The sequence below is a fragment of the uncultured Kluyvera sp. genome (genome assembly GCF_902485085.1).
Classification (GTDB): domain Bacteria; phylum Pseudomonadota; class Gammaproteobacteria; order Enterobacterales; family Enterobacteriaceae; genus Kluyvera; species Kluyvera ascorbata.
This window is the reverse complement of record NZ_CABTJS010000123.1, coordinates 142,515-164,349: the sequence shown is the minus strand read 5'-3', so window position 1 is coordinate 164,349 and position 21,835 is coordinate 142,515. Positions and strand designations below refer to the sequence as shown.

Annotated in this window: 21 protein-coding genes; 18 read left to right on the top strand and 3 right to left on the bottom strand. The window is 57.8% G+C overall.

Going from position 1 to position 21,835, the window contains the following annotated elements:
• Positions 1 to 52: 52 nt before the first annotated feature.
• The 3 genes from RDN66_RS14805 to nanQ are packed head-to-tail and all read left to right on the top strand — an operon-like array spanning position 53 to position 2,078.
• A complete protein-coding gene (locus RDN66_RS14805; protein WP_035896727.1) occupies positions 53 to 742 on the top strand; it encodes an N-acetylmannosamine-6-phosphate 2-epimerase in 690 nt (229 codons plus the stop codon).
• Positions 739 to 1,614 carry an N-acetylmannosamine kinase gene (locus RDN66_RS14800; protein WP_202216376.1) on the top strand — a complete coding sequence of 292 codons (876 nt, stop codon included), beginning with the start codon at positions 739 to 741 and terminating at the stop codon, positions 1,612 to 1,614. The genes RDN66_RS14805 and RDN66_RS14800 overlap by 4 nt, the downstream gene beginning before the upstream one ends.
• Positions 1,611 to 2,078, top strand: coding sequence for an N-acetylneuraminate anomerase (gene nanQ, locus RDN66_RS14795; RefSeq protein ID WP_202216375.1), 468 nt, complete (start codon positions 1,611 to 1,613; stop codon positions 2,076 to 2,078). Before RDN66_RS14800 ends, nanQ begins: the two co-directional genes overlap by 4 nt.
• Before the next feature lie 90 nt (positions 2,079 to 2,168).
• Here nanQ and RDN66_RS14790 read toward each other — a convergent pair whose 3' ends face one another.
• Entirely contained in the window at positions 2,169 to 3,437 is a 1,269-nt protein-coding gene (locus tag RDN66_RS14790) for an MFS transporter (RefSeq protein WP_035896722.1), read from the bottom strand.
• 400 nt (positions 3,438 to 3,837) lie between these two features.
• Positions 3,838 to 4,251, bottom strand: a complete 414-nt coding sequence (gene hpaR, locus RDN66_RS14785; RefSeq protein ID WP_202216374.1) for a homoprotocatechuate degradation operon regulator HpaR — start codon at positions 4,249 to 4,251, stop codon at positions 3,838 to 3,840.
• A gap of 264 nt (positions 4,252 to 4,515) precedes the next feature.
• Here hpaR and hpaG point away from each other — a divergent pair, with 264 nt between their 5' ends.
• The 10 genes from hpaG to RDN66_RS14735 all read left to right on the top strand — a co-directional run bounded on the left by hpaG (position 4,516) and on the right by RDN66_RS14735 (position 15,021).
• On the top strand, positions 4,516 to 5,793 hold the full coding sequence (hpaG, locus tag RDN66_RS14780) for a 4-hydroxyphenylacetate degradation bifunctional isomerase/decarboxylase (RefSeq protein ID WP_202216373.1): 1,278 nt from the start codon (positions 4,516 to 4,518) through the stop codon (positions 5,791 to 5,793).
• The gene (gene hpaE, locus RDN66_RS14775; protein ID WP_035896718.1) at positions 5,790 to 7,256 is read left to right on the top strand and encodes a 5-carboxymethyl-2-hydroxymuconate semialdehyde dehydrogenase; all 1,467 of its coding nucleotides are present in this window, start codon (positions 5,790 to 5,792) and stop codon (positions 7,254 to 7,256) included. The genes hpaG and hpaE overlap by 4 nt, the downstream gene beginning before the upstream one ends.
• Before the next feature lies 1 nt (position 7,257).
• Positions 7,258 to 8,109, top strand: coding sequence for a 3,4-dihydroxyphenylacetate 2,3-dioxygenase (gene hpaD / locus RDN66_RS14770; protein ID WP_202216372.1), 852 nt, complete (start codon positions 7,258 to 7,260; stop codon positions 8,107 to 8,109).
• A gap of 9 nt (positions 8,110 to 8,118) precedes the next feature.
• A complete protein-coding gene (locus tag RDN66_RS14765; protein ID WP_202216371.1) occupies positions 8,119 to 8,499 on the top strand; it encodes a 5-carboxymethyl-2-hydroxymuconate Delta-isomerase in 381 nt (126 codons plus the stop codon).
• A gap of 133 nt (positions 8,500 to 8,632) precedes the next feature.
• Positions 8,633 to 9,436, top strand: coding sequence for a 2-oxo-hept-4-ene-1,7-dioate hydratase (hpaH, locus tag RDN66_RS14760; protein ID WP_123649976.1), 804 nt, complete (start codon positions 8,633 to 8,635; stop codon positions 9,434 to 9,436).
• A 15-nt stretch (positions 9,437 to 9,451) separates the two neighbouring features.
• The gene (gene hpaI / locus RDN66_RS14755) at positions 9,452 to 10,243 is read left to right on the top strand and encodes a 4-hydroxy-2-oxoheptanedioate aldolase (protein ID WP_202218159.1); all 792 of its coding nucleotides are present in this window, start codon (positions 9,452 to 9,454) and stop codon (positions 10,241 to 10,243) included.
• A gap of 111 nt (positions 10,244 to 10,354) precedes the next feature.
• Positions 10,355 to 11,731 (top strand): 4-hydroxyphenylacetate permease, encoded by a 1,377-nt coding sequence (gene hpaX / locus RDN66_RS14750; RefSeq protein ID WP_035897848.1) that lies wholly within the window; start codon positions 10,355 to 10,357, stop codon positions 11,729 to 11,731.
• 12 nt (positions 11,732 to 11,743) lie between these two features.
• Positions 11,744 to 12,634: a 4-hydroxyphenylacetate catabolism regulatory protein HpaA gene (gene hpaA / locus RDN66_RS14745; protein ID WP_115074539.1), complete on the top strand. Its 891-nt coding sequence runs from the start codon at positions 11,744 to 11,746 to the stop codon at positions 12,632 to 12,634.
• Between the two features lie 289 nt (positions 12,635 to 12,923).
• Entirely contained in the window at positions 12,924 to 14,486 is a 1,563-nt protein-coding gene (hpaB, locus tag RDN66_RS14740; protein WP_202216370.1) for a 4-hydroxyphenylacetate 3-monooxygenase, oxygenase component, read from the top strand.
• 19 nt (positions 14,487 to 14,505) lie between these two features.
• Positions 14,506 to 15,021: a 4-hydroxyphenylacetate 3-monooxygenase reductase subunit gene (locus RDN66_RS14735; protein ID WP_035896532.1), complete on the top strand. Its 516-nt coding sequence runs from the start codon at positions 14,506 to 14,508 to the stop codon at positions 15,019 to 15,021.
• 274 nt (positions 15,022 to 15,295) lie between these two features.
• Here the strand turns inward: RDN66_RS14735 and RDN66_RS14730 are convergent, their stop codons facing one another.
• Positions 15,296 to 15,511, bottom strand: a complete 216-nt coding sequence (locus RDN66_RS14730; protein WP_202216369.1) for a hypothetical protein — start codon at positions 15,509 to 15,511, stop codon at positions 15,296 to 15,298.
• Between the two features lie 165 nt (positions 15,512 to 15,676).
• Here RDN66_RS14730 and RDN66_RS14725 point away from each other — a divergent pair, with 165 nt between their 5' ends.
• From RDN66_RS14725 to tauA, 5 genes are all read left to right on the top strand, one after another.
• Entirely contained in the window at positions 15,677 to 16,975 is a 1,299-nt protein-coding gene (locus tag RDN66_RS14725) for a diguanylate cyclase (protein WP_227675107.1), read from the top strand.
• A gap of 92 nt (positions 16,976 to 17,067) precedes the next feature.
• The gene (locus RDN66_RS14720) at positions 17,068 to 18,189 is read left to right on the top strand and encodes a cupin domain-containing protein (protein ID WP_202216368.1); all 1,122 of its coding nucleotides are present in this window, start codon (positions 17,068 to 17,070) and stop codon (positions 18,187 to 18,189) included.
• 178 nt (positions 18,190 to 18,367) lie between these two features.
• The gene (gene mmuP, locus RDN66_RS14715) at positions 18,368 to 19,777 is read left to right on the top strand and encodes an S-methylmethionine permease (RefSeq protein ID WP_202216367.1); all 1,410 of its coding nucleotides are present in this window, start codon (positions 18,368 to 18,370) and stop codon (positions 19,775 to 19,777) included.
• Positions 19,764 to 20,696 (top strand): homocysteine S-methyltransferase, encoded by a 933-nt coding sequence (mmuM, locus tag RDN66_RS14710; protein ID WP_035896520.1) that lies wholly within the window; start codon positions 19,764 to 19,766, stop codon positions 20,694 to 20,696. Before mmuP ends, mmuM begins: the two co-directional genes overlap by 14 nt.
• A gap of 172 nt (positions 20,697 to 20,868) precedes the next feature.
• Positions 20,869 to 21,834 (top strand): taurine ABC transporter substrate-binding protein, encoded by a 966-nt coding sequence (tauA, locus tag RDN66_RS14705; RefSeq protein WP_035896519.1) that lies wholly within the window; start codon positions 20,869 to 20,871, stop codon positions 21,832 to 21,834.
• Position 21,835 lies beyond the last annotated feature (1 nt).

Here is a 21,835-nt window from a genome sequence, read left to right as displayed (position 1 = left end):
TTCAAGGCGCCCGGACGCGCCGGGCGGTCATATTGAAGTTAAGGATGTACTTATGTCGTTGTTAGAGAAGATGGATGCAGCAATTAAACAGCACGGTGGGCTTATCGTTTCCTGTCAGCCGGTGCCCGGCAGCCCGTTAGATAAACCCGATATCGTCGCGGCAATGGCGCTGGCGGCGGTACAGGCGGGTGCCGTGGCGGTGCGAATCGAGGGGATTGAAAACCTGAAGGCAACGCGCCCGCTGATTGCGGTGCCGATTATCGGGATTGTGAAGCGCGACCTCGACGACTCCCCGGTACGCATCACGCCGTATCTCGAAGATGTCGATGCACTCGCGCAGGCCGGGGCCGATATTATTGCTTTCGACGGCACCGAACGCGTCCGCCCGGTTGCCGTGGCGGAAACCATCGCCCGGATCCACCACCATCAGCGCGTGGCGATGGCCGACTGCTCCTCGCAGCAGGATGCGGCGTTCTGTCATCAGCTGGGGGCGGATATTATCGGTACCACGCTCTCTGGCTATACCTGCGACGTGGTGCCAAAGGAGCCGGATCTACCGCTGGTGGCCGCGCTCAGCGCGAAGGGTTATCGGGTGATTGCCGAAGGGCGGTTTAACGCTCCGGCGCAGGCGGCGCAGGCAATGGCGCGCGGCGCCTGGGCGGTGACCGTGGGGTCGGCGATTACTCGTCTTGAGCACATTTGCCAGTGGTATCGCGACGCGATAATCGAGGGCGCAGTATGAACACGCTGGCGATTGATATTGGCGGGACCAAACTCGCCGCAGCGCTTATCAACGCACAGCGGCAGATAGTCGAACGTCAGATGCTACCGACGCCAGCTAGCCAGACACCGGGCGCGCTGCGTGAGGCGCTTCAGTCATTGATTGATCCGCTCGTGGGGCGATCCGAGCGTGTCGCCGTCGCCTCAACCGGTATTATTCGCCACGGCGTACTGACGGCGCTTAACCCGGATAACCTCGGCGGGCTGGCGCAGTTTCCTTTGGTAGCGACGCTGGAACAGCTCAGCGGGCTGCCGTGTCTGGCAATCAATGACGCGCAGGCGGCGGCATGGGCGGAGTATTGCGCGCTGCCGGGCGAGGTTCGCGACATGGCGTTTATTACCGTCTCCACCGGCGTGGGAGGCGGTATTGTCAGCAATGGCAAGCTGCTTTCGGGTCGTCAGGGGCTGGCGGGGCATATCGGCCACACGCTGGCAGACCCGCACGGGCCTATGTGCGGCTGCGGGCGTAGAGGCTGCGTAGAGGCGGTGGCATCGGGCCGGGCGATTGCCGCTCAGGCCGTAGATGATTTACAGGGGCTGGATGCCAAAGCCCTCTACGCGCATTATCAGCAGGGCCATCCGCAGGCGATAAGACTGATTGAACGTTCGGCCCACGCCGTGGCGCAGCTGATTGCCGATCTTAAGGCCAGCAACGACTGTGAATGCGTGGTGCTTGGCGGCAGCGTCGGTCTGGCCGACGGTTATCTGTCGTTGGTTTGCGCCCGGCTGGCGCAGGAACCGGCGGCGTTTCATACCCCTGTTTTCGCAGCTCATTACCAGCACGATGCTGGTTTACGCGGCGCGGCGCTGTGGGCAGAGGAGTTTCCATTATGATTATTGGCGATAGCCGTAACCCCGAAAAGGCGGGGTTATCTCCCACGCTGCTGGCGGCGCTGAAGCTTGCATTAGAGGCGAATCCTCAAGAGTGCGAACCGGGCTGCCACGTTTTACAAGACGATGATATCTTTATGAATGTGATGCAGTTTATGACGCAGCCTGCGCAGGCTAAGCGAGCCGAACTGCACGCGGAATATATTGATGTGCAGATCCTGTTGGCGGGAGAAGAACGCATTGATTTTGGGCTTGTCGACAGCGCCCGGCAGTGCGATGAATGGCACCGCGAAGAGGATTACCAGCTGTGTGATGAGATTGCGGTGATGCAGTCTGTCACGTTGCAGGCCGGGATGTTTGCGGTGTTTTTCCCCGGCGAGCCGCATAAGCCGGGCGTTCAGGGGACGGCTCCCGCAGAGATAAAGAAAGCAGTAGTGAAAGTGCATCGAAAGCTGCTTGAGCGGTAGGCTTTCGAGCCACCTCAGGGCCGGCTGGCACCTCGACCGGGCTACAGGAGAAGTAGCCCGGCCAAGCGAAGCGCCGCTGGGGGGAGCCGGTCAGCTTGCCGGGTTCACTTCCAGCTCAGGTTCTGGCGAACGCAGCAGCGTCCACAGAATAATCGCCCCAATCACGTCAAACGCCGCCAGTACCGCAAACAGCGGGCTGAAGCCTAAGGTGTCGGCCAGTGCGCCAACCACTAAGGCGAACAGCGTGCTCGCGGTCCATGCTGCCATGCCGGTAAAACCGTTGGCGGTGGCCACTTCGCCCGGGTCGAACATATCGGAAGAGAGCGTAATCAGCGCGCCAGACAGCGACTGGTGGGCAAAGCCGCCGACGCACAGCAGGGCGATCGCGACAAACGGGCTGCTGAACAGGCCAACCATACCCGGTAGGATCATCAGCGCCGCGCCCATGGTGACGACCAGTTTGCGGGATACCACGATATTCACGCCAAAGACGCGCTGGAAAATCCCCGGCAGATAGCCGCCAATGATGCAGCCCATATCGGCGAACAACATCGGGATCCACGCGAACATGGCGATATCTTTCAGGTTAAAACCGTAGGTGTGCACCATAAACAGCGGGATCCACGCGTTAAACGTCCCCCATGCCGGTTCAGCCAGGAAGCGCGGCAGGGCGATACCCCAGAATTTACGCTGACGCAGCAGCTGGCCGATGTGCACCTTATCCACCACCTTACGCTCCGGCTGTCCGCTGGTGATGTAGTCGAATTCGTCTTTGCTCAGGCTTTTGCACTGCCCAGGGCGGTTATAAACCAGATACCAACCCAGCGCCCAGACCATGCTGGCGATACCGACGATGATAAACGCCAGACGCCAGCTATGAATGAAGATGGCCCATGCAACCAGCGGCGGCGCAATAATCGCCCCCATGGAAGAACCAACGTTGAAATAGCCGACGGCGACGGAGCGCTCGTTATCCGGGAACCATTCGGTGACGGATTTCAGACCGGCGGGGATCATCGCACTCTCGGCAAAACCGCCCAGGCCGCGGAACAGCGCCAGACCCTGCCAGCTATTGGTGAAGGCTGCGCCAATGCAGAAAATGCCCCACATGGCACCAAACAGGGTGTAGCCGACTTTGGTGCCAAGGGTATCCAGCACATAGCCCGCGATAGGCTGTGCGATGGTGTAACAAGCGGAGAAGGTTGCCACAATCCAGGAGTACTGCTGGGTAGTAACGTGAAGATCGCTCTGCAGCGTTGGCGCTGCGGCAGAAATAGTATTGCGGGTTAAGTAACACAGAATCGTGCCAAGCGTGACAAGAGCCACCATAAACCAGCGCGTATGACCAGTGGTGCGCATAAAACTTTCCTTTACTTCTTAGAATATGAAACGGCCTGTGTTGGGTAGACAGGCACAGTTTTGGTCATACAGAGAGAAGATAATTTGCCGGGCCAGAAAGAGGCTGGAGCAACGTACTGCGGTCCATTTATGAGATTTTGTGAATCCGTGTCACATTTTTTCCGAATACTAAACCTATGTTTCAGAATTTTTTGTGATCCAATTCAAAATAATTAAGATGGCATACCACCTAAGTGTATCAAGGTAAGTAATAGCGTAATGAGGCGTGAAGAGAGCGTGGTACTGCCTGATTTACATCAATAAACAGGCAGGTTTCGGAAATTATTTTTGCAGCGGTAGGCCGGGTAAGCGAAGCGCCATTCTGACGACCGCGCACAGATTGCCGGAGGGGGCGTGCGGATTATTTGCTCAGGGAGATGAATTCGTGCAGCAGGGCGGTGAGCTGCTTCATTTTTTCTGGCGTGAACTGCTTTTCAATTTGTTGATAGGCCTCTTCCACTTTCGCCTGCGCGCGCTCGTAAAGCGCATACCCTTCTTTGGTTAGCGAAACGTACAGCTTGCGCTGATCGTTAATCGGCTTCAAGCGCAGCACCAAACCATCGCGCTCCATGCGCGTGAGGATCCCGGTCAGGCTGGGGCGCAAAATACAGGTGGCGGCGGCCAGGTCGTGGAAATCCATCGACGGGTTATCGACCAGCACGCGGACAATGCGCCACTGCTGCTCCGTCAGGTTGTGCTGCTTTACGATCGGCCGAAAATAGGTCATTGCCACTTCCCGCGCCTGCATCAGGGCGATGGTTAAAGAATCGTGCATTCTGCCTCTCCAGCCTTCTCATCATTAATATATGAACAATAAAGCAATGTTGCTTTTATCAACAGGTAATTTTTACCTAAAACCAGTCATTAACGCAACGTTGTTTTTATAACTTATTGATAAATAATAACTACATTTATTTTGTGTGAAATTATTGTTAATCAAGTCACAAAAAAATGACATGCGTTTGCTAAATGAGCAGCGGAAGCATAAAACACATCATTAACATATTAATGAACTGTTCGCTGTCCTGAGGAGCTGTAAATGAAAGGTACCGTTTTCGCCGTGGCGCTCAACCACCGCAGCCAGCTTGATGCCTGGCGCGACGCATTCGAGCAGGCCCCCTATAAGGCACCGCCTAAAACCGCCGTCTGGTTTATCAAACCGCACAATACCGTCACCGAAGGCGGTCAGCCGATCCCGTTCCCGCAGGGTGAGACGGTATTAAGCGGTGCGACGGTAGCGTTGGTGGTGGGCAAAACGGCCCGTAAAGTCCGCGTAGAGGAAGCCGCCGACTATATCGCCGGTTACGCGCTGGCAAATGAAGTCAGCCTGCCGGAAGAGAGCTTCTACCGCCCGGCGATTAAAGCCAAATGCCGCGATGGTTTCTGCCCGCTGGGCGACGTGGTGAGCGTGGCTAACGTCGACAACCTGACCATCATCACCGAAATTAACGGTCGTCACGCCGACCAGTGGAACACCGCCGACCTCAAGCGCAGCGCCGCCGAGCTGCTGAGCGCCCTGAGCGATTTCGCTACCCTGAACCCAGGCGATGCCATTCTGATCGGTACCCCGCACAACCGCGTTGCACTGCGCACCGGTGACCAGGTACGCGTGCTGGCGGAAGGCTTCCCGCCGCTGGAAAACCCGGTGGTTGCCGAAGCGGATGCCCGTCCGGTGTCGCGTCCGCACGACCACGGCACCCTGTTCGCGCTGGGGCTGAACTACGCCGACCACGCCAGCGAGCTGGACTTTAAGCCGCCGGAAGAGCCGCTGGTGTTTATCAAAGCGCCTAACACTTTCAACGGCGACAACCAAACTTCGGTACGCCCGGACAACGTCGAGTACATGCACTACGAGTCTGAGCTGGTGGTGGTGATTGGCAAAACCGCACGCAAGGTGAGCGAAGCCGATGCCATGGACTACGTCGCGGGCTATACGGTCTGCAACGACTACGCTATCCGCGACTATCTGGAAAACTACTATCGCCCGAACCTGCGGGTAAAAAGCCGCGACGGACTGACGCCGATTTCCCCTAACGTCGTGCCTAAAGCGGCGATTCCCGACCCGCATAACTTAACCCTGCGCACCTACGTTAACGGCGAGCTGCGTCAGGAAGGCACCACGGCGGATCTGATCTTCAGCGTGCCGTTCCTCGTCTCTTACCTCAGCGAATTTATGACCCTGCAACCTGGCGACATGATCGCCACCGGTACGCCGAAAGGGCTGTCCGACGTGGTGCCGGGCGATGAAGTGGTAGTGGAAGTGGAGGGCGTGGGTCGCCTGGTGAACCGGATTGTCAGCGAGGAGTCTGCAAAATGAAAAAGATTAACCATTGGATCAACGGCAAAAACGTCGCCAGCCAGGACTATTTCCACACCACTAACCCGGCCACCGGTGACGTGCTGGCGGAAGTCGCTTCCGGCGGTGAAGCGGAAGTGAACCAGGCCGTGGCGGCCGCGAAAGAGGCTTTCCCGAAGTGGGCCAACCTGCCGATGAAAGAGCGTGCGCGCCTGATGCGCCGTCTGGGCGACCTGATTGACCAGAACGTGCCGGAAATCGCGGCGATGGAAACCGCCGACACCGGTCTGCCGATTCACCAGACCAAAAACGTGCTGATCCCACGCGCCTCACACAACTTCGAGTTCTTCGCCGAAGTGTGCCAGCAGATGAACGGCAAAACCTACCCGGTCGATGACAAGATGCTCAACTACACCCTCGTGCAGCCGGTGGGCGTATGCGCGCTGGTGTCGCCGTGGAACGTGCCGTTTATGACGGCGACCTGGAAGGTGGCACCGTGCCTGGCGCTGGGCAACACCGCGGTGCTGAAGATGTCCGAACTGTCGCCGCTGACCGCCGACCGCTTGGGCGAGCTGGCGCTGGAAGCCGGCATTCCGGCGGGCGTGCTGAACGTGGTGCAGGGCTACGGCGCTAGCGCCGGTGATGCGCTGGTGCGTCATCACGATGTGCGCGCCGTCTCCTTTACCGGCGGCACAGCCACCGGGCGCAATATCATGAAAAACGCCGGGCTGAAGAAATATTCGATGGAGCTGGGCGGTAAATCACCGGTGCTGATTTTTGAAGATGCCGACATTGAACGCGCCCTGGACGCCGCGCTGTTCACCATCTTCTCCATCAACGGCGAACGCTGCACCGCCGGTTCGCGCATTTTTATCCAGCAGAGCATCTACCCGGAGTTCGTCAAACGCTTTGCCGAACGCGCCAACCGACTGCGCGTGGGCGACCCGAACGACCCGAATACCCAGGTCGGCGCGCTGATTAGCCAACAGCACTGGGAAAAAGTCTCCGGCTATATCCGCCTCGGCATCGAAGAGGGCGCGACCCTGCTGGCCGGTGGCCCGGAAAAACCGACCGATCTGCCTGCACATCTTAAGAACGGCAACTTCCTGCGTCCAACGGTGCTGGCGGATGTCGATAACCGCATGCGCGTAGCCCAGGAAGAGATTTTTGGCCCGGTTGCCTGTCTGCTGCCGTTCAAAGACGAAGCGGAAGGGCTGCGTCTGGCGAACGATATTGAATACGGTCTGGCCTCTTATATCTGGACCCAGGACGTCAGCAAAGTACTGCGTCTGGCGCGCGGTATCGAAGCCGGGATGGTATTCGTCAACACCCAGAACGTGCGCGACCTGCGCCAGCCGTTCGGCGGCGTGAAGGCCTCTGGCACGGGCCGTGAAGGCGGAGAGTACAGCTTCGAGGTGTTTGCGGAAATGAAAAACGTCTGCATCTCGATGGGCGATCATCCAATCCCGAAATGGGGAGTCTGATATGGGTAAGTTAGCGTTAGCAGCAAAAATCACGCACGTGCCGTCGATGTACCTTTCTGAAATTCCGGGGAAAAACTTCGGCTGCCGTCAGTCAGCCATTGATGGTCACAAAGAGATTGGCAAGCGCTGCCGCGAGATGGGCGTCGACACCATTATCGTGTTCGATACCCACTGGCTGGTCAACAGCGCCTACCACATCAACTGCGCGGAGAGCTTTAAGGGTATCTATACCAGCAACGAGCTGCCGCATTTTATCCGCGATATGACCTACGACTATGACGGTAACCCGGAACTGGGTCAGTTGATTGCCGACGAAGCCGTCGCGCTGGGCGTGCGCGCCAAAGCGCATAACATTCCGAGCCTGAAGCTGGAGTACGGCACGCTGGTGCCGATGCGCTATATGAACGCTGACAAGCACTTCAAAGTGGTGTCCATCTCGGCGTTCTGCACCGTGCACGACTTTGCCGACAGCCGCAGGCTGGGTGAAGCCATTTTGAAGGCCATCGAGAAATACGACGGAACGGTGGCGGTGTTTGCCAGCGGCTCGCTGTCGCACCGCTTTATCGATGACCAGCGTGCGGAAGAGGGGATGAACAGCTACACCCGCGAGTTCGACCACCAGATGGACGAGCGTGTGGTCAAGCTGTGGCGCGAAGGCAAGTTCAAAGAGTTCTGCACCATGCTGCCGGAGTACGCCGACTACTGCTACGGCGAAGGCAATATGCACGACACCGTGATGCTGCTGGGGATGCTGGGCTGGGATAAGTACGACGGCAAGGTGGAGTTTATCACCGACCTGTTTGCCAGCTCAGGAACCGGGCAGGTGAACGCCGTATTCCCGCTGCCTACGTGAGGAACGACCATGCCGCACTTTATTGCTGAATGCACGACCAACATCCGCGAACAGGCTGATTTACCGGGCCTGTTCAGCAAGGTGAACGAGGCGCTGGCCGCCACCGGGATTTTCCCGATCGGCGGTATCCGCAGCCGCGCCCACTGGCTGGATACCTGGCAGATGGCTGACGGGAAGCACGATTACGCGTTTGTGCACATGACGCTGAAAATTGGCACCGGTCGCTGTCTGGAAAGCCGTCAGGAGGTGGGTGAGATGCTGTTTGGGTTGATTAAAGCCCACTTCGCCGCGCTGATGGACAGCCGCTATCTGGCGCTGTCGTTTGAGATAGACGAACTGCACCCAACGCTCAATTACAAACAGAACAACGTGCACGCGTTATTTAAATAAAACATTGGCACGGTCAGTCCCCTCGCCCCTTTGGGGAGAGGGTTAGGGTGAGGGGGAGATCTCTGCGGCCTGATGCCCTCACCCCGGCCCTCTCCCACAGGGAGAGGGAGAAAACACAGCCACAGGAATCACTATGCTCGATAAACAGACCCGTACCCTGATTGCCCAGCGGCTGAATCAGGCTGAAAAACAGCGTGAGCAGATCCGTGCCGTCTCGCTGGATTACCCGGACATCACCATTGAAGACGCCTATGCCGTCCAGCGCGAATGGGTTGAGATGAAGATTGCCGAAGGGCGCACGCTCAAGGGCCACAAAATCGGCCTGACCTCAAAAGCGATGCAGGCCAGCTCGCAGATTAGCGAACCGGACTACGGCGCGCTGCTCGATGACATGTTTTTCCACGACGGCAGCGATATTCCGACCGACCGCTTTATCGTGCCGCGCATTGAAGTGGAGCTGGCGTTCGTGCTGGCAAAACCGCTGCGCGGACCGAACTGCACGCTGTTCGATGTCTATAACGCCACCGACTACGTGATCCCGGCGCTGGAGCTGATTGACGCCCGCAGCCACAACGTGGACCCGGAAACTCAGCGCCCGCGTAAGGTGTTCGACACCATCTCCGATAACGCGGCTAACGCGGGCGTGATCCTCGGCGGCCGCCCGATTAAGCCCGATGAACTGGACCTGCGCTGGATCTCCGCGCTGCTGTATCGCAACGGCGTGATTGAAGAGACCGGCGTCGCTGCGGGCGTGCTTAACCACCCGGCGAACGGCGTGGCGTGGCTGGCGAACAAGCTGGCGCCGTACGATGTTCAGCTGGAAGCGGGGCAGATTATTCTCGGTGGCTCGTTCACCCGTCCGGTTCCGGCGCGTAAGGGCGACACCTTCCACGTCGATTACGGCAACATGGGCGCGATCACCTGCCGGTTCGTTTAAAAGGAAATGACGATGATGAAGAACAGTTTTAAAGATGCGCTGAAAGCAGGCCAGCCGCAAATTGGCCTGTGGCTAGGGCTTTCCAGCAGCTACAGCGCTGAATTGCTGGCGGGGGCGGGCTTCGACTGGCTGCTGATTGACGGTGAACACGCGCCGAACAACGTCCAGACGGTGCTGACCCAGCTACAGGCGATTGCGCCATACCCCAGTCAGCCGGTGGTGCGTCCGTCGTGGAACGATGCGGTGCAGATTAAACAGCTGCTCGACGTGGGCGCGCAGACCCTGCTGGTGCCGATGGTGCAGAACGCCGATGAAGCGCGGGCGGCGGTGGCGGCGACGCGCTATCCACCGCTGGGCGTTCGCGGTGTGGGCAGCGCGCTGGCGCGTGCATCCCGCTGGAACCGCGTGCCGGACTATATCCATCAGGCCAACGAAGCGATGTGCGTGCTGGTGCAGATTGAAACCCGCGAAGCGGTGAGTAACCTGGCGCAGATCCTCGATGTCGACGGCGTGGACGGCGTGTTTATCGGTCCGGCGGATCTCAGCGCCGATATGGGCTTTGCCGGTAATCCGCAGCACCCGGAAGTGCAGGCGACCATTGAAAAAGCCATCGTGCAGATTCGTGCGGCGGGGAAAGCGCCGGGCATTCTGATGGCAAATGAACCGCTGGCGAAGCGTTATCTGGAGCTGGGGGCGCTGTTTGTCGCCGTCGGCGTCGATACCACGCTGCTGGCCCGCGGCGCAGAAGCGCTGGCGGCGCGCTTTGGCGCGGAGAAAACCTCGCTGGGTTCGTCCGGCGTGTATTAACCCCTGCCGGATGGCGCTGCGCTTATCTGGCCTCCCCGAAAGCCCGGCAAGCAAAGCGCCCCGGGCAAACCCTGCTTCACCCTACGCAAATTCCCATCAGAGGAAAGGATAATGAGCGATACATCACCTGCCATTCCGGAGCAACTCAACCCGGCCGACCAGCATAAGCAGCTGACGGCGGGCCAACAATCGGTTATCAACAAACTGTTTCGTCGTCTGGTTCTGTTTTTGTTTGTGCTGTTTATCTTCTCATTCTTAGACCGTATTAATATCGGCTTTGCCGGGCTGACGATGGGGGCGGATCTCGGCCTCAACGCCACCATGTTCGGCCTCGCCACCACGCTGTTCTACGCCACCTATGTGATTTTCGGCATTCCCAGCAACATCATGCTGAGCATCGTCGGCGCGCGGCGCTGGATTGCCACCATTATGGTGCTGTGGGGCATTGCCTCTACCGCCACTATGTTCGCCGTCGGGCCAAAAAGCCTCTACGTGCTGCGCATGCTGGTGGGCATCACCGAAGCCGGATTCCTGCCTGGCATTCTGCTGTATTTAACCTACTGGTTCCCGGCGTTCTTCCGCGCCCGCGCCAACGCCCTGTTTATGATTGCCATGCCGGTGACCACCGCGCTGGGCTCAATTGTCTCGGGCTATATTCTGTCGATGGACGGTCTGCTGAACATGCACGGCTGGCAGTGGCTGTTTCTGCTGGAAGGTTTCCCGGCGGTGCTGCTCGGTGTGATGGTCTGGTACTGGCTTGATGATTCCCCGGCGAAGGCCAAATGGCTGACCGACGAGGATAAAAAGTGCTTACAGGAGATGATGGATAAAGACCATCTGACGCTAGTGCAGCCGGAAGGGGCGGTTAGCCACAGCGCCATGCAAAAGCGCAGCCTGTGGCGCGAAGTATTTACGCCGATCGTCCTGATGTACACGCTGGCCTACTTCTGCCTGACCAACACGCTCAGCGCCATCAGCATCTGGACGCCGCAGATCCTCAAAAGCTTTAACGAGGGCAGCAGTAACATCACCATCGGCTTGCTGGCGGCTATTCCGCAGGTGTGCACCATTCTCGGCATGATTTACTGGAGCCGCCATTCCGATAAATACCAGGAGCGTAAGCACCACACGGCGCTGCCGTTCCTGTTTGCCGCCGCGGGCTGGCTGCTGGCCTCGGCGACCAGCCATAGCCTGATCCAACTTTTGGGGATCGTGATGGCATCGACGGGCTCATTCAGTGCGATGGCGATCTTCTGGACCACGCCGGATCAATCGATCAGCCTGCGCGCTCGCGCGATCGGTATTGCGGTGATCAACGCCACCGGCAACATCGGATCGGCATTAAGTCCGTTTATGATCGGCTGGCTGAAGGATGTGACCGGTAGCTTTAACAGCGGGTTGTGGTTTGTCGCCGCGCTGCTGGTGCTGGGGTCGGTGATTATCTGGGCGATCCCGATGAAATCCTCACGCCCGCGCGCCACGCCGTAAGGAGCCGACGCCATGTGCCAGCGTGCGATTACCAATATCGATATCAGTACCGAGTACGAAGAGAGCCTCGGCAGTAAAGACGTGCACTATCAGTCATTCGCCCGCATGGCGGCGTTTTTTGGTCGCGATATGCAGGCGCATCGACACGATCAGTTTTTCCAGATGCACTTTCTTGATACCGGGCAGATTGAGCTGCAGCTCGACGATCATCGCTATTCGGTGCAGGCACCGCTGTTCGTGCTGACGCCGCCGTCGGTGCCGCACGCGTTTATTACCCAGTCGGACAGCGACGGCCACGTGCTGACGGTGCGGGAAGATTTGGTCTGGCCGCTGCTGGAGGTGCTGTACCCCGGCACCCGCGAGGCGTTCGGCCTGCCTGGGATGTGCCTGTCGCTGGCGGATAAGCCCGATGAACTGGCGGCGCTGGCACACTACTGGCGGCTGATTCAGCGCGAGTCGACGTCTGAGCTGCCGGGGCGCGAGCATACGCTGGTGCTGCTCGCGCAGGCGGTGTTCACACTGCTGCTGCGTAATGCGCCGCTGGACGACCACGCTGCCAGCGGCGTGCGGGGCGAACTGAAGCTGTTCCAGCGCTTTAACCAGATGATTGATAACCACTATCACCGTCACTGGACGGTGCCGGACTACGCCAGCGAACTGCACCTGACGGAATCCCGGCTGACGGATATCTGCCGTCGGTTTGCCAACCGTCCGCCGAAGCGGCTGATTTTCGATAGGCAATTGCGTGAGGCCAAGCGGCTGCTGCTGTTTTCTGATAGTGCGGTGAGCGAGATTGCCTGGCAGCTTGGGTTTAAAGACCCGGCCTATTTTGCCCGTTTTTTTAACCGCTTAGTGGGATGCTCGCCGAGCGCGTTTCGTGCGCAGAAAGTACCGGTGTCGTAGTTGCCCCTCACCCTAACCCTCTCCCCATAGGGGAGAGGGGACCGACCGTGCGGTTTTCACCTACAGCGCCGCCGTTTTGCTTTTCCCCCTCGCCCCTATGGGGAGAGGGCCGGGGTGAGGGGGCAACCGCGCACCAAACCCCACCCAGATCACAGAACCGCCCCTCGCCCGAAAAGTACCCGCCGTTGACCCAAAAGTCTCTTCACCGCTCACCCTTTAAACGCTTCAATTAAGAAACAAGAACAAAACATAAATTTAACAAATCCGATGAATACTGGAGCGTACCCGAATGAAACCTGAAGATTTCCGCGCAGACACCAAACGCCCGTTAACCGGTGAAGAGTACCTGAAAAGCCTGCAGGACGGCCGTGAGATCTATATCTACGGCGAGCGCGTCAAGGATGTCTCCACCCATCCTGCGTTCCGCAATGCGGCGGCCTCCGTTGGCCAGCTCTACGATGCGCTGCACAAACCAGAAATGCAGGACAAGCTGTGCTGGAACACCGATACCGGCAGCGGCGGCTACACCCACAAATTCTTCCGCGTGGCGAAAAGTGCCGACGACCTGCGTCAGCAGCGTGATGCCATCGCCGAGTGGTCACGTCTCTCCTACGGCTGGATGGGGCGTACGCCAGACTACAAAGCAGCTTTCGGCAGCGCGCTGGGGGCGAACCCGGCGTTCTACGGCCAGTTTGAGCAGAACGCTCGCCACTGGTATTCCCGCATTCAGGAAACCGGCCTGTATTTCAACCACGCCATCGTTAACCCACCAATCGACCGCCACAAGCCGGCAGATGAAGTAAAAGATGTCTACATCAAGCTGGAAAAAGAGACCGATGCCGGGATTATCGTCAGCGGCGCAAAAGTGGTGGCCACTAACTCGGCGTTGACCCACTACAACATGATTGGCTTCGGCTCCGCGCAGGTGATGGGCGAAAACCCGGACTTCGCGCTGATGTTCGTCGCACCAATGGATGCCGAAGGCGTGAAGCTGATTTCCCGCGCTTCCTACGAGCTGGTGGCGGGCGCAACCGGCTCACCGTACGACTATCCGCTCTCCAGCCGCTTTGACGAAAACGACGCGATCCTGGTGATGGATAAGGTGCTGATCCCATGGGAAAACGTGCTGATTTACCGTGATTTCGATCGCTGCCGTCGCTGGACGATGGAAGGCGGTTTCGCCCGTATGTATCCGTTGCAGGCGTGCGTACGTTTGGCGGTGAAGCTCGATTTCATCACCGGCCTGCTGAAAAAATCGCTGGAGTGCACCGGCACTTCTGAGTTCCGCGGCGTGCAGGCGGACCTCGGTGAAGTGGTGGCGTGGCGCAACATGTTCTGGGCGCTGAGCGACTCCATGTGTTCTGAAGCGACCCCGTGGGTTAACGGCGCGTACCTGCCGGATCACGCGGCGCTGCAAACCTACCGCGTGATGGCCCCGATGGCCTACGCCAAGATTAAAAACATTATTGAACGTAACGTCACCAGCGGCCTGATCTACCTGCCGTCGAGCGCTCGCGATCTGAACAATCCGCAGATCGACCAGTATCTGGCGAAGTACGTGCGTGGCTCCAACGGAATGGATCACGTTGAGCGCATCAAGATCCTCAAACTGATGTGGGACGCCATCGGCAGCGAGTTCGGCGGCCGTCACGAGCTGTATGAAATTAACTACTCCGGTAGCCAGGATGAAATTCGACTGCAGTGTCTGCGTCAGGCGCAGACCTCCGGCAATATGGACAAAATGATGGCGATGGTCGATCGCTGCCTGTCTGAATACGACCAGAACGGCTGGACGGTGCCACACCTGCACAATAATGCTGATATTAATCTGCTGGATAAGCTGCTGAAGTAATTCGCAGCAGGAGGTCAAAATGCAATTAGATGAACAACGTCTGCGTTTTCGCGATGCTATGGCCAGCCTGTCGGCCGCCGTTAACGTCGTTACCACTGAAGGGGAAGCGGGCCGCTGCGGGATCACCGCCACCGCCGTCTGCTCGGTTACCGACACGCCGCCATCGGTAATGGTCTGTATCAACGCCAACAGCGCCATGAATCCGGTGTTTCAGGGTAACGGCAAGCTGTGCATCAACGTGCTCAACCACGAGCAGGAGATTATGGCGCGCCACTTCGCCGGGATGACCGGCATGGCGATGGACGAGCGCTTCGGGCTTTCCGGCTGGCAGCGTGGCGCGCTGGAACAACCGGTGCTGAAAGGGGCGCTGGCAAGTCTGGAAGGTGAAATTCGTCAGGTACAGACCATCGGCAGCCATCTGGTCTACCTGGTGGAGATTCAGAACATTGCATTGGGGGAAGCGGAGAGCCACGGGCTTATCTATTTCAAACGCCGTTTTCATCCGGTGATGATGGAGGCGGAAGCACTGGCCTAACCCTCTCCCATGTAGCCCGGATGAGGTGCGTAAGCGCCGACTCCGGGTTTACTCAGTCGCCCACGCAGTTCTGCGTATCAGCATCAAATAAATAGATAAAATATCGGGCGCTCGGATAGGCGTTGGATGGAGAAATAAAGGAATGATTGATATTGGTCGCAGAAAGGGGAACGGCTCGAAGTATTATTCATGCCACTTTATATTAACGCAAAGCCATTTGCTCAGCGCAATAATTCATTAGTGCTATTAATCAATCAAAATACGTACTTCGGCATTATTTTTCCGTATTTTTTTTCAAACGTGATAATGCGAGATTTATCATCTCTTCCGCATGCTGGCGGGCAAATTTTGTCAGCGTTGTTTTGCTAAAATGCTGACCGCATCCGGCGCAGGATAAAGGATATTCGTCGGCAGAATTCGTTATTTTTTCAACATCAGCGATTTCTGTTGTATGTTTGCATTTAGGGCATGAATATTTAATTAAAATCACAAACCGGCCTCCTTTATTCTTGCTCTAAAATAATTCAATAGCACATATTGTTAAAGCACTTGTGATTATTAAATAGCCACTCATTAGGCGTTGGTTGATGAATGGGTTGTTTTTTGACCTGTTCATGAGGCGAGTGGCGCGCTAACGGAAAAGGACGGGAAAGCGATGGATAAGCAATTCGTACAGGGGAGTATGAGCGAAGCCGATAAACTCGCGGATATTCTTAACCGCAATTCGGATTGGGTCTGGGAAGTTGACGTGCAGGGGCGTTACGTTTGGGTGTCCAACGTGGTGAATAACCTGCTGGGTTACTCGCCTGAAGAGGTCCTTGGCCGTTCGCCGTTTGATTTTATGGCGCCCACTGAATCGGAGCGGGCGCAGAAATATTTTGGCGATGTACTGGCGTCTCAGCAACCGTTTAACGGCATGATTAACCGCAACCGTCGGGCAGATGGCAGCGTGGTGATTATCGAAACTAGCGGTATTCCGCTGTTTGATGCCCAGGGGCAGTTAACCGGATATCGCGGTATTGACCGCGATATCTCGCAGCTTGGCGAACGGGTATTGCAGCTGGAGTCTATCTATCAGAACACGCCGCTGGCGCTGTGCGTGATTAACCGTTTTGGACAGCTCACCAAAGCAAATAAAGCGATGGGCGAGCTGCTCGGCCAGCCGGAAGATACGCTGATTGGGCAATGTCTACGGGACATTATGCCGGAGTGGAATCTCTTGTTTCAGCAGGATTTCATCTTGCTTGATGCCGGGGAAACGATAGCCAGCAAAGAAGTTTTCCTCTACGGGCGCTATTTCTACATTAAATCGATGCCGGTTTACGACGCGGGCGGCAATGTGGCGGGGATCTCCTCCGCGTGGATGGACATCACCGACCGCAAGATGGCGGAACAGCAGCTCGCCAGCGCCAACCAGGTGCTGTTGCAGTACGCCGAGCGGGACCATCTCACCGGGCTTTTCAATCGTCGCTATATGGACGAGCGCCTGAACTATGAAATCACCCGCGCCCAGCGCGAGGGCTCATCGCTCTCGCTTTGCATGGCCGACCTCGATTTTTTCAAACGCTATAACGATACCTACGGTCATCAGGCGGGCGACCGCGTACTGCGTGCGGTGGCAGATGCGCTCAAAAGGGGAGTGCGCCCGGACGATAGCGTCAGCCGCTACGGTGGTGAAGAGTTTTTGATTATGCTGCCGGATACCGATGCTGAAGGCGCACGGGCGGTGGCAGAACGTCTGCGTGAGCGGGTGATGGATCTCAACATTGTGCATGAAACCAGCCCGATTGGCGGCGTGCTGACCATCAGTCTTGGCGTGATGACCTGGGATGCGCCGCGGTATGTTTGCAGCATCCAGAGTGTGGTTGATATAGGTGCCGAGCTTATCAGCAGCAGCGATGCGGCGCTCTATCGCGCCAAACAGACGGGACGTAACCGCGTCGTGGTGGCGTAAGCTGAACGTTCGGCAATTGATTCACCACAAAGAGGCTCATCACGAGCCTCTTTATAATCGAGCCAACTCCTCTACTGTGATGGTATCGAAACATGGCTTATCAGCTGAACCTCAACTGGCCGGAATTTTTAGAAAAATACTGGCAGAAGCAACCGGTTGTCCTGAAGAACGCTTTCCCGAACTTCGTTGACCCGATTACCCCGGACGAACTGGCCGGTCTGGCGATGGAGATGGAAGTCGACAGCCGCCTGGTCAGCCACGCCGACGGAAAATGGCAGGCCAGCAACGGCCCGTTTGAAGATTTTGACCATCTGGGCGAGGAAAACTGGTCGCTGCTGGCGCAGGCGGTGAACCACTGGCATGAGCCTTCCGCTGAGCTGGTGCGCCCGTTCCGCGTGCTGCCGGACTGGCGTCTGGACGATCTGATGATCTCCTTCTCGGTTCCGGGCGGCGGCGTGGGGCCGCATATCGACCCGTACGACGTATTTATTATCCAGGGCATGGGGCGTCGTCGCTGGCGCGTGGGCGATGCCCTACCGTTAAAACAGCACTGCCCGCACCCGGCGCTGCTGCACGTTGAGCCGTTTACGCCGATTATCGAAGTGGAAATGGAGCCGGGCGATATTCTCTATATTCCGCCGGGATTCCCGCATGACGGCTATACCTTTGAAGCAACGCTGAACTACTCCGTTGGCTTCCGTGGGCCGAACGGTCGCGATCTTATCAGCAGCTTTGCCGATTACGCGCTGGAAAACGATCTGGGTGAGAAGTATTACACCGATCCCGATCTCACCTGTCGCGAACATGCGGGTAAAGTGGAAGATCATGAGCTGGAACGTCTGCGCACCATGATGATCGATATGATCCGCCAACCGGATGATTTTAAGCAGTGGTTCGGTAGCTTTATCAGCACGCCGCGTCATGAACTGGATCTTGCGCCAGCCGAGCCGCCGTATGAGCCGGAAGAGGTTGCTACCGCGCTGGAAGACGGTGAAACCCTGCGTCGTCTGAACGGGCTGCGAGTGCTGAGCATTGGCGGTTGCTTCTTTATTAACAGCGAGCGGGTGGAAACCTGTGCGCCGCAGGCGATGGATGCGCTGAGCCGCTTTACTGAAGTGGATAAAACGCTGCTGGGTGAGGCGCTGCAGAATCCGGCGTTTGTGGTGGAACTGACGACGTTGATTAATCAGGGGTACTGGTTCTTTGACGAGTAAGCGGTGAGGGTGCGCGTTGTGCCCTCACCCCGGCCCTCTCCCTGGAAGGGAGAGGGAGAAAACAACCCGCACCCTCCCTCATTTCTAGTGATTCCCCCGCTTTGCAATTGACGCACATTCGTTGTATAACCTTCTTCTTATTTGGATGTTTAGATGTCCATACGTTTAGAAGGTAATAATGCAAAACACAACACAACAACAAGGTGGGCAATTAAAGCGCACCATGAAAACCCGTCACCTGATTATGCTGTCGCTGGGTGGCGTTATTGGCACAGGGCTGTTCTTTAATACCGGCTATATCATCTCCACCACCGGCGCGGCAGGAACGCTGCTGGCCTACCTGATTGGCGCACTGGTTGTCTGGCTGGTGATGCAGTGTCTGGGTGAGCTGTCGGTAGCGATGCCGGAAACCGGCGCGTTCCATCTGTACGCTTCACGTTATATTGGCCCGGCTACCGGTTACACCGTGGCGTGGCTCTATTGGCTGACCTGGACGGTGGCGCTCGGTTCGAGCTTTACCGCCGCCGGATTTTGTATGCAGTACTGGTTCCCGCAGGTGCCGGTGTGGATCTGGTGTCTGCTGTTCTGCGTGATGATTTTTGGCCTCAACGTTATTTCGACGCGCTTCTTTGCCGAAGGGGAATTCTGGTTCTCACTGGTGAAGGTGATTACCATCATCGCGTTCATTATTCTTGGCGGTGCGGCTATCTTTGGCTTTATTCCGATGCAGGACGGCTCACCCGCGCCGGGGCTGTCGAACATTACCGCTGAGGGTTGGTTCCCGCACGGTGGCCTGCCGATTCTGATGACCATGGTGGCGGTGAACTTTGCGTTTTCCGGCACCGAACTTATCGGTATTGCTGCTGGTGAAACCGAGAACCCACACAAGGTGATTCCGGTCGCCATTCGAACCACCATCGCGCGGTTGATTATCTTCTTTATCGGCACCGTATTTGTGCTGGCGGCGCTGATCCCGATGCAGCAGGCGGGCGTGGAAAAAAGTCCGTTCGTGCTGGTGTTTGAGAAGGTGGGGATTCCCTACGCGGCAGATATTTTCAACTTCGTGATTCTGACGGCGATTCTGTCGGCGGCGAACTCCGGGCTGTACGCCTCTGGCCGTATGCTGTGGTCGCTTTCTAACGAGCGTACGCTGCCGCGCTGCTTCTCGCAGGTGACGAAAAACGGCGTGCCGCTGGTGGCGCTGTCGGTGAGTATGCTTGGCGGGCTGCTGGCCCTGTTTTCCAGCATCGTCGCGCCGGATACCGTGTTCGTCGCGCTATCGGCGATTTCTGGCTTTGCGGTGGTGGCGGTATGGATTAGCATCTGCGCCTCGCACTTTATGTTCCGCCGTCGTCATTTGCAGCAGGGGAAAGCGCTGAGCGAGCTGCACTACCGCGCGCCGTGGTATCCACTGGTGCCGGTGCTGGGCTTTGTGCTCTGCCTGGTGGCCTGTCTTGGCCTGGCGTTTGACCCTTCGCAGCGGATTGCGCTGTGGTGCGGGATCCCGTTCGTGGCGCTGTGTTATGGTGCCTACTATTTAACGCGTTCGCGCCAGACCCAGCAGGAGCCGCAGCATGCCGCAGAATAATCCCTTAACGTCCATTCTGACCGATCGCCCGTTTGTACTGCTCGACGGGGCGATGGCCACCGAGCTGGAGGCGCGCGGCTGCGACCTGGCCGACAGCCTGTGGTCGGCGAAAGTGCTGATGGAAAATCCACAGCTGATTTATGACGTGCATCTCGACTACTTCCGCGCCGGGGCGCAGGTGGCGATTACCGCCAGCTATCAGGCGACGCCGGACGGTTTTGCCGCCCGTGGGCTGGATGAAGCGCAGGCCCGGTCGCTGATTGCCAAAAGCGTGGAGCTGGCGAAGCAGGCTCGCGACTCGTATTACGCGGAAAATCCGGCGGCAAAAGGGCTACTGATTGCCGGCTCTGTGGGGCCGTACGGGGCTTATCTGGCGGACGGTTCGGAGTATCGCGGTGACTACCAGCGCAGTGCGCAGGTGTTCCAGGATTTCCATCGCCCGCGTGTTGAAGCGCTGCTGGAGGCGGGCGTTGACCTGCTGGCCTGCGAAACGTTGCCGTCCTTTGATGAAATTCGCGCGCTGGCGCAGCTGCTGGAAACGTACCCGGTAGCGCAGGCGTGGTTCTCGTTTACCCTGCGCGATGCCCAGCACCTGAGCGACGGTACGCCGCTGCGCGATGTGCTGGCGCTGCTGGCGGACTATCCGCAGATTCTGGCGGTGGGCATTAACTGTATCGCACTGGAAAATACCGTCGAGGCGCTGTCCTACCTGCACAGCCTGACCCCGCTGCCTTTGGTGGTTTATCCGAACTCCGGCGAGCACTACGACGCGGTAAGCAAAACCTGGCATCACCACGGCGAAGCCTGCGCCACACTGGAAGGCTATCTGCCGCAGTGGTTGGCGGCCGGGGCGAAGCTGATTGGCGGCTGCTGCCGAACTACGCCGAAGGATATTGCGGCGCTGAAGGCGCACTGCTGATTCTGTGCTTTCCCGGGGTCGCATGCGACCCCGGGGAAATCCCACTCCCCAACTATCTTTTGCCACTTTTTTTCTAAAAACGAATTGGAATTAACAAGCATTTTTAATTCCTTTATCAAATACCCCGCGCCGGAAATACTGCCTCCATAACAAGACATGGGAGCAGGACATTATGGCAATCGCATCGCGTTTCACCGTTATCGCCGCTACGCTGGCACTGTTGGCATTCCAGGCGCAGGCCGTGGACGTCACCATCGCCTACCAAACTTCCGCCGAGCCCGCCAAAGTGGCGCAGGCGGATAACACCTTCGAAAAGCTGAGCGGCGCAAAGCCGGACTGGCGCAAGTTTGACAGCGGCGCGAGCATCGTCCGCGCGCTGGCCTCCGGCGACGTTCAGATTGGCAACCTCGGTTCCAGCCCGCTGGCGGTGGCCGCCAGTCAGCAGGTACCGATTGAAGTTTTCCTGCTGGCCTCAAAGCTCGGCAACTCTGAAGCGCTGGTGGTGAAAAAAGCCATCACCAAGCCTGAAGACCTGATTGGCAAACGCATTGCCGTACCGTTTATATCCACCACTCACTACAGCCTGCTGGCGGCGCTCAAACACTGGGGCATTAAGCCGGGTCAGGTACAGATCCTGAACCTGCAGCCGCCAGCGATTATTGCAGCCTGGCAGCGAGGTGACATTGATGGTGCTTATGTGTGGGCACCGGCGGTGAACGAACTGGAAAAAGACGGCACCGTGCTGACCGACTCGTCCAAAGTGGGCGAGTGGGGCGCACCGACGCTCGACGTGTGGGTAGTGCGTAAAGACTTTGCCGACAAACATCCTGAGGTAGTGAAAGCCTTTGCTAAAAGCGCGATTGACGCCCAGCGCGGCTATATCGACAACCCGGACAAATGGCTGGCTCAGCCGGAGAACATCAGCAAGCTGGCGCGCCTGAGCGGCGTACCGGAAGCGGACGTTCCGGGGCTGGTGAAGGGCAACACCTATCTCACCGCCGAACAGCAGGCGCAGGAACTTAATGGCCCGGTGAATAAGGCGATTGTCGACACCGCGCAGTTCCTCAAAGAGCAGGGCAAAGTACCGGCGGTGGCGACCGACTACAGCCAGTACGTTACCGACCGTTTCGTGAAGTAAG

Excerpts from the sequence above, each read along its gene's own strand:
- RDN66_RS14720 (WP_202216368.1), top strand. The coding sequence starts at position 17,068 with ATGGCTTATCAGCTGAACCTCAACTGGCCGGAATTTTTAGAAAAATAC.
- nanQ (WP_202216375.1), top strand. The coding sequence starts at position 1,611 with ATGATTATTGGCGATAGCCGTAACCCCGAAAAGGCGGGGTTATCTCCC.
- hpaH (WP_123649976.1), top strand. The coding sequence starts at position 8,633 with ATGCTCGATAAACAGACCCGTACCCTGATTGCCCAGCGGCTGAATCAG.
- hpaB (WP_202216370.1), top strand. The coding sequence starts at position 12,924 with ATGAAACCTGAAGATTTCCGCGCAGACACCAAACGCCCGTTAACCGGT.
- hpaD (WP_202216372.1), top strand. The coding sequence starts at position 7,258 with ATGGGTAAGTTAGCGTTAGCAGCAAAAATCACGCACGTGCCGTCGATG.
- mmuM (WP_035896520.1), top strand. The coding sequence starts at position 19,764 with ATGCCGCAGAATAATCCCTTAACGTCCATTCTGACCGATCGCCCGTTT.
- hpaX (WP_035897848.1), top strand. The coding sequence starts at position 10,355 with ATGAGCGATACATCACCTGCCATTCCGGAGCAACTCAACCCGGCCGAC.
- hpaE (WP_035896718.1), top strand. The coding sequence starts at position 5,790 with ATGAAAAAGATTAACCATTGGATCAACGGCAAAAACGTCGCCAGCCAG.
- hpaG (WP_202216373.1), top strand. The coding sequence starts at position 4,516 with ATGAAAGGTACCGTTTTCGCCGTGGCGCTCAACCACCGCAGCCAGCTT.
- RDN66_RS14765 (WP_202216371.1), top strand. The coding sequence starts at position 8,119 with ATGCCGCACTTTATTGCTGAATGCACGACCAACATCCGCGAACAGGCT.
- RDN66_RS14735 (WP_035896532.1), top strand. The coding sequence starts at position 14,506 with ATGCAATTAGATGAACAACGTCTGCGTTTTCGCGATGCTATGGCCAGC.
- hpaI (WP_202218159.1), top strand. The coding sequence starts at position 9,452 with ATGAAGAACAGTTTTAAAGATGCGCTGAAAGCAGGCCAGCCGCAAATT.
- RDN66_RS14800 (WP_202216376.1), top strand. The coding sequence starts at position 739 with ATGAACACGCTGGCGATTGATATTGGCGGGACCAAACTCGCCGCAGCG.
- RDN66_RS14790 (WP_035896722.1), bottom strand. The coding sequence starts at position 3,437 with ATGCGCACCACTGGTCATACGCGCTGGTTTATGGTGGCTCTTGTCACG.
- hpaR (WP_202216374.1), bottom strand. The coding sequence starts at position 4,251 with ATGCACGATTCTTTAACCATCGCCCTGATGCAGGCGCGGGAAGTGGCA.
- RDN66_RS14725 (WP_227675107.1), top strand. The coding sequence starts at position 15,677 with ATGGATAAGCAATTCGTACAGGGGAGTATGAGCGAAGCCGATAAACTC.
- tauA (WP_035896519.1), top strand. The coding sequence starts at position 20,869 with ATGGCAATCGCATCGCGTTTCACCGTTATCGCCGCTACGCTGGCACTG.
- RDN66_RS14805 (WP_035896727.1), top strand. The coding sequence starts at position 53 with ATGTCGTTGTTAGAGAAGATGGATGCAGCAATTAAACAGCACGGTGGG.
- mmuP (WP_202216367.1), top strand. The coding sequence starts at position 18,368 with ATGCAAAACACAACACAACAACAAGGTGGGCAATTAAAGCGCACCATG.
- hpaA (WP_115074539.1), top strand. The coding sequence starts at position 11,744 with ATGTGCCAGCGTGCGATTACCAATATCGATATCAGTACCGAGTACGAA.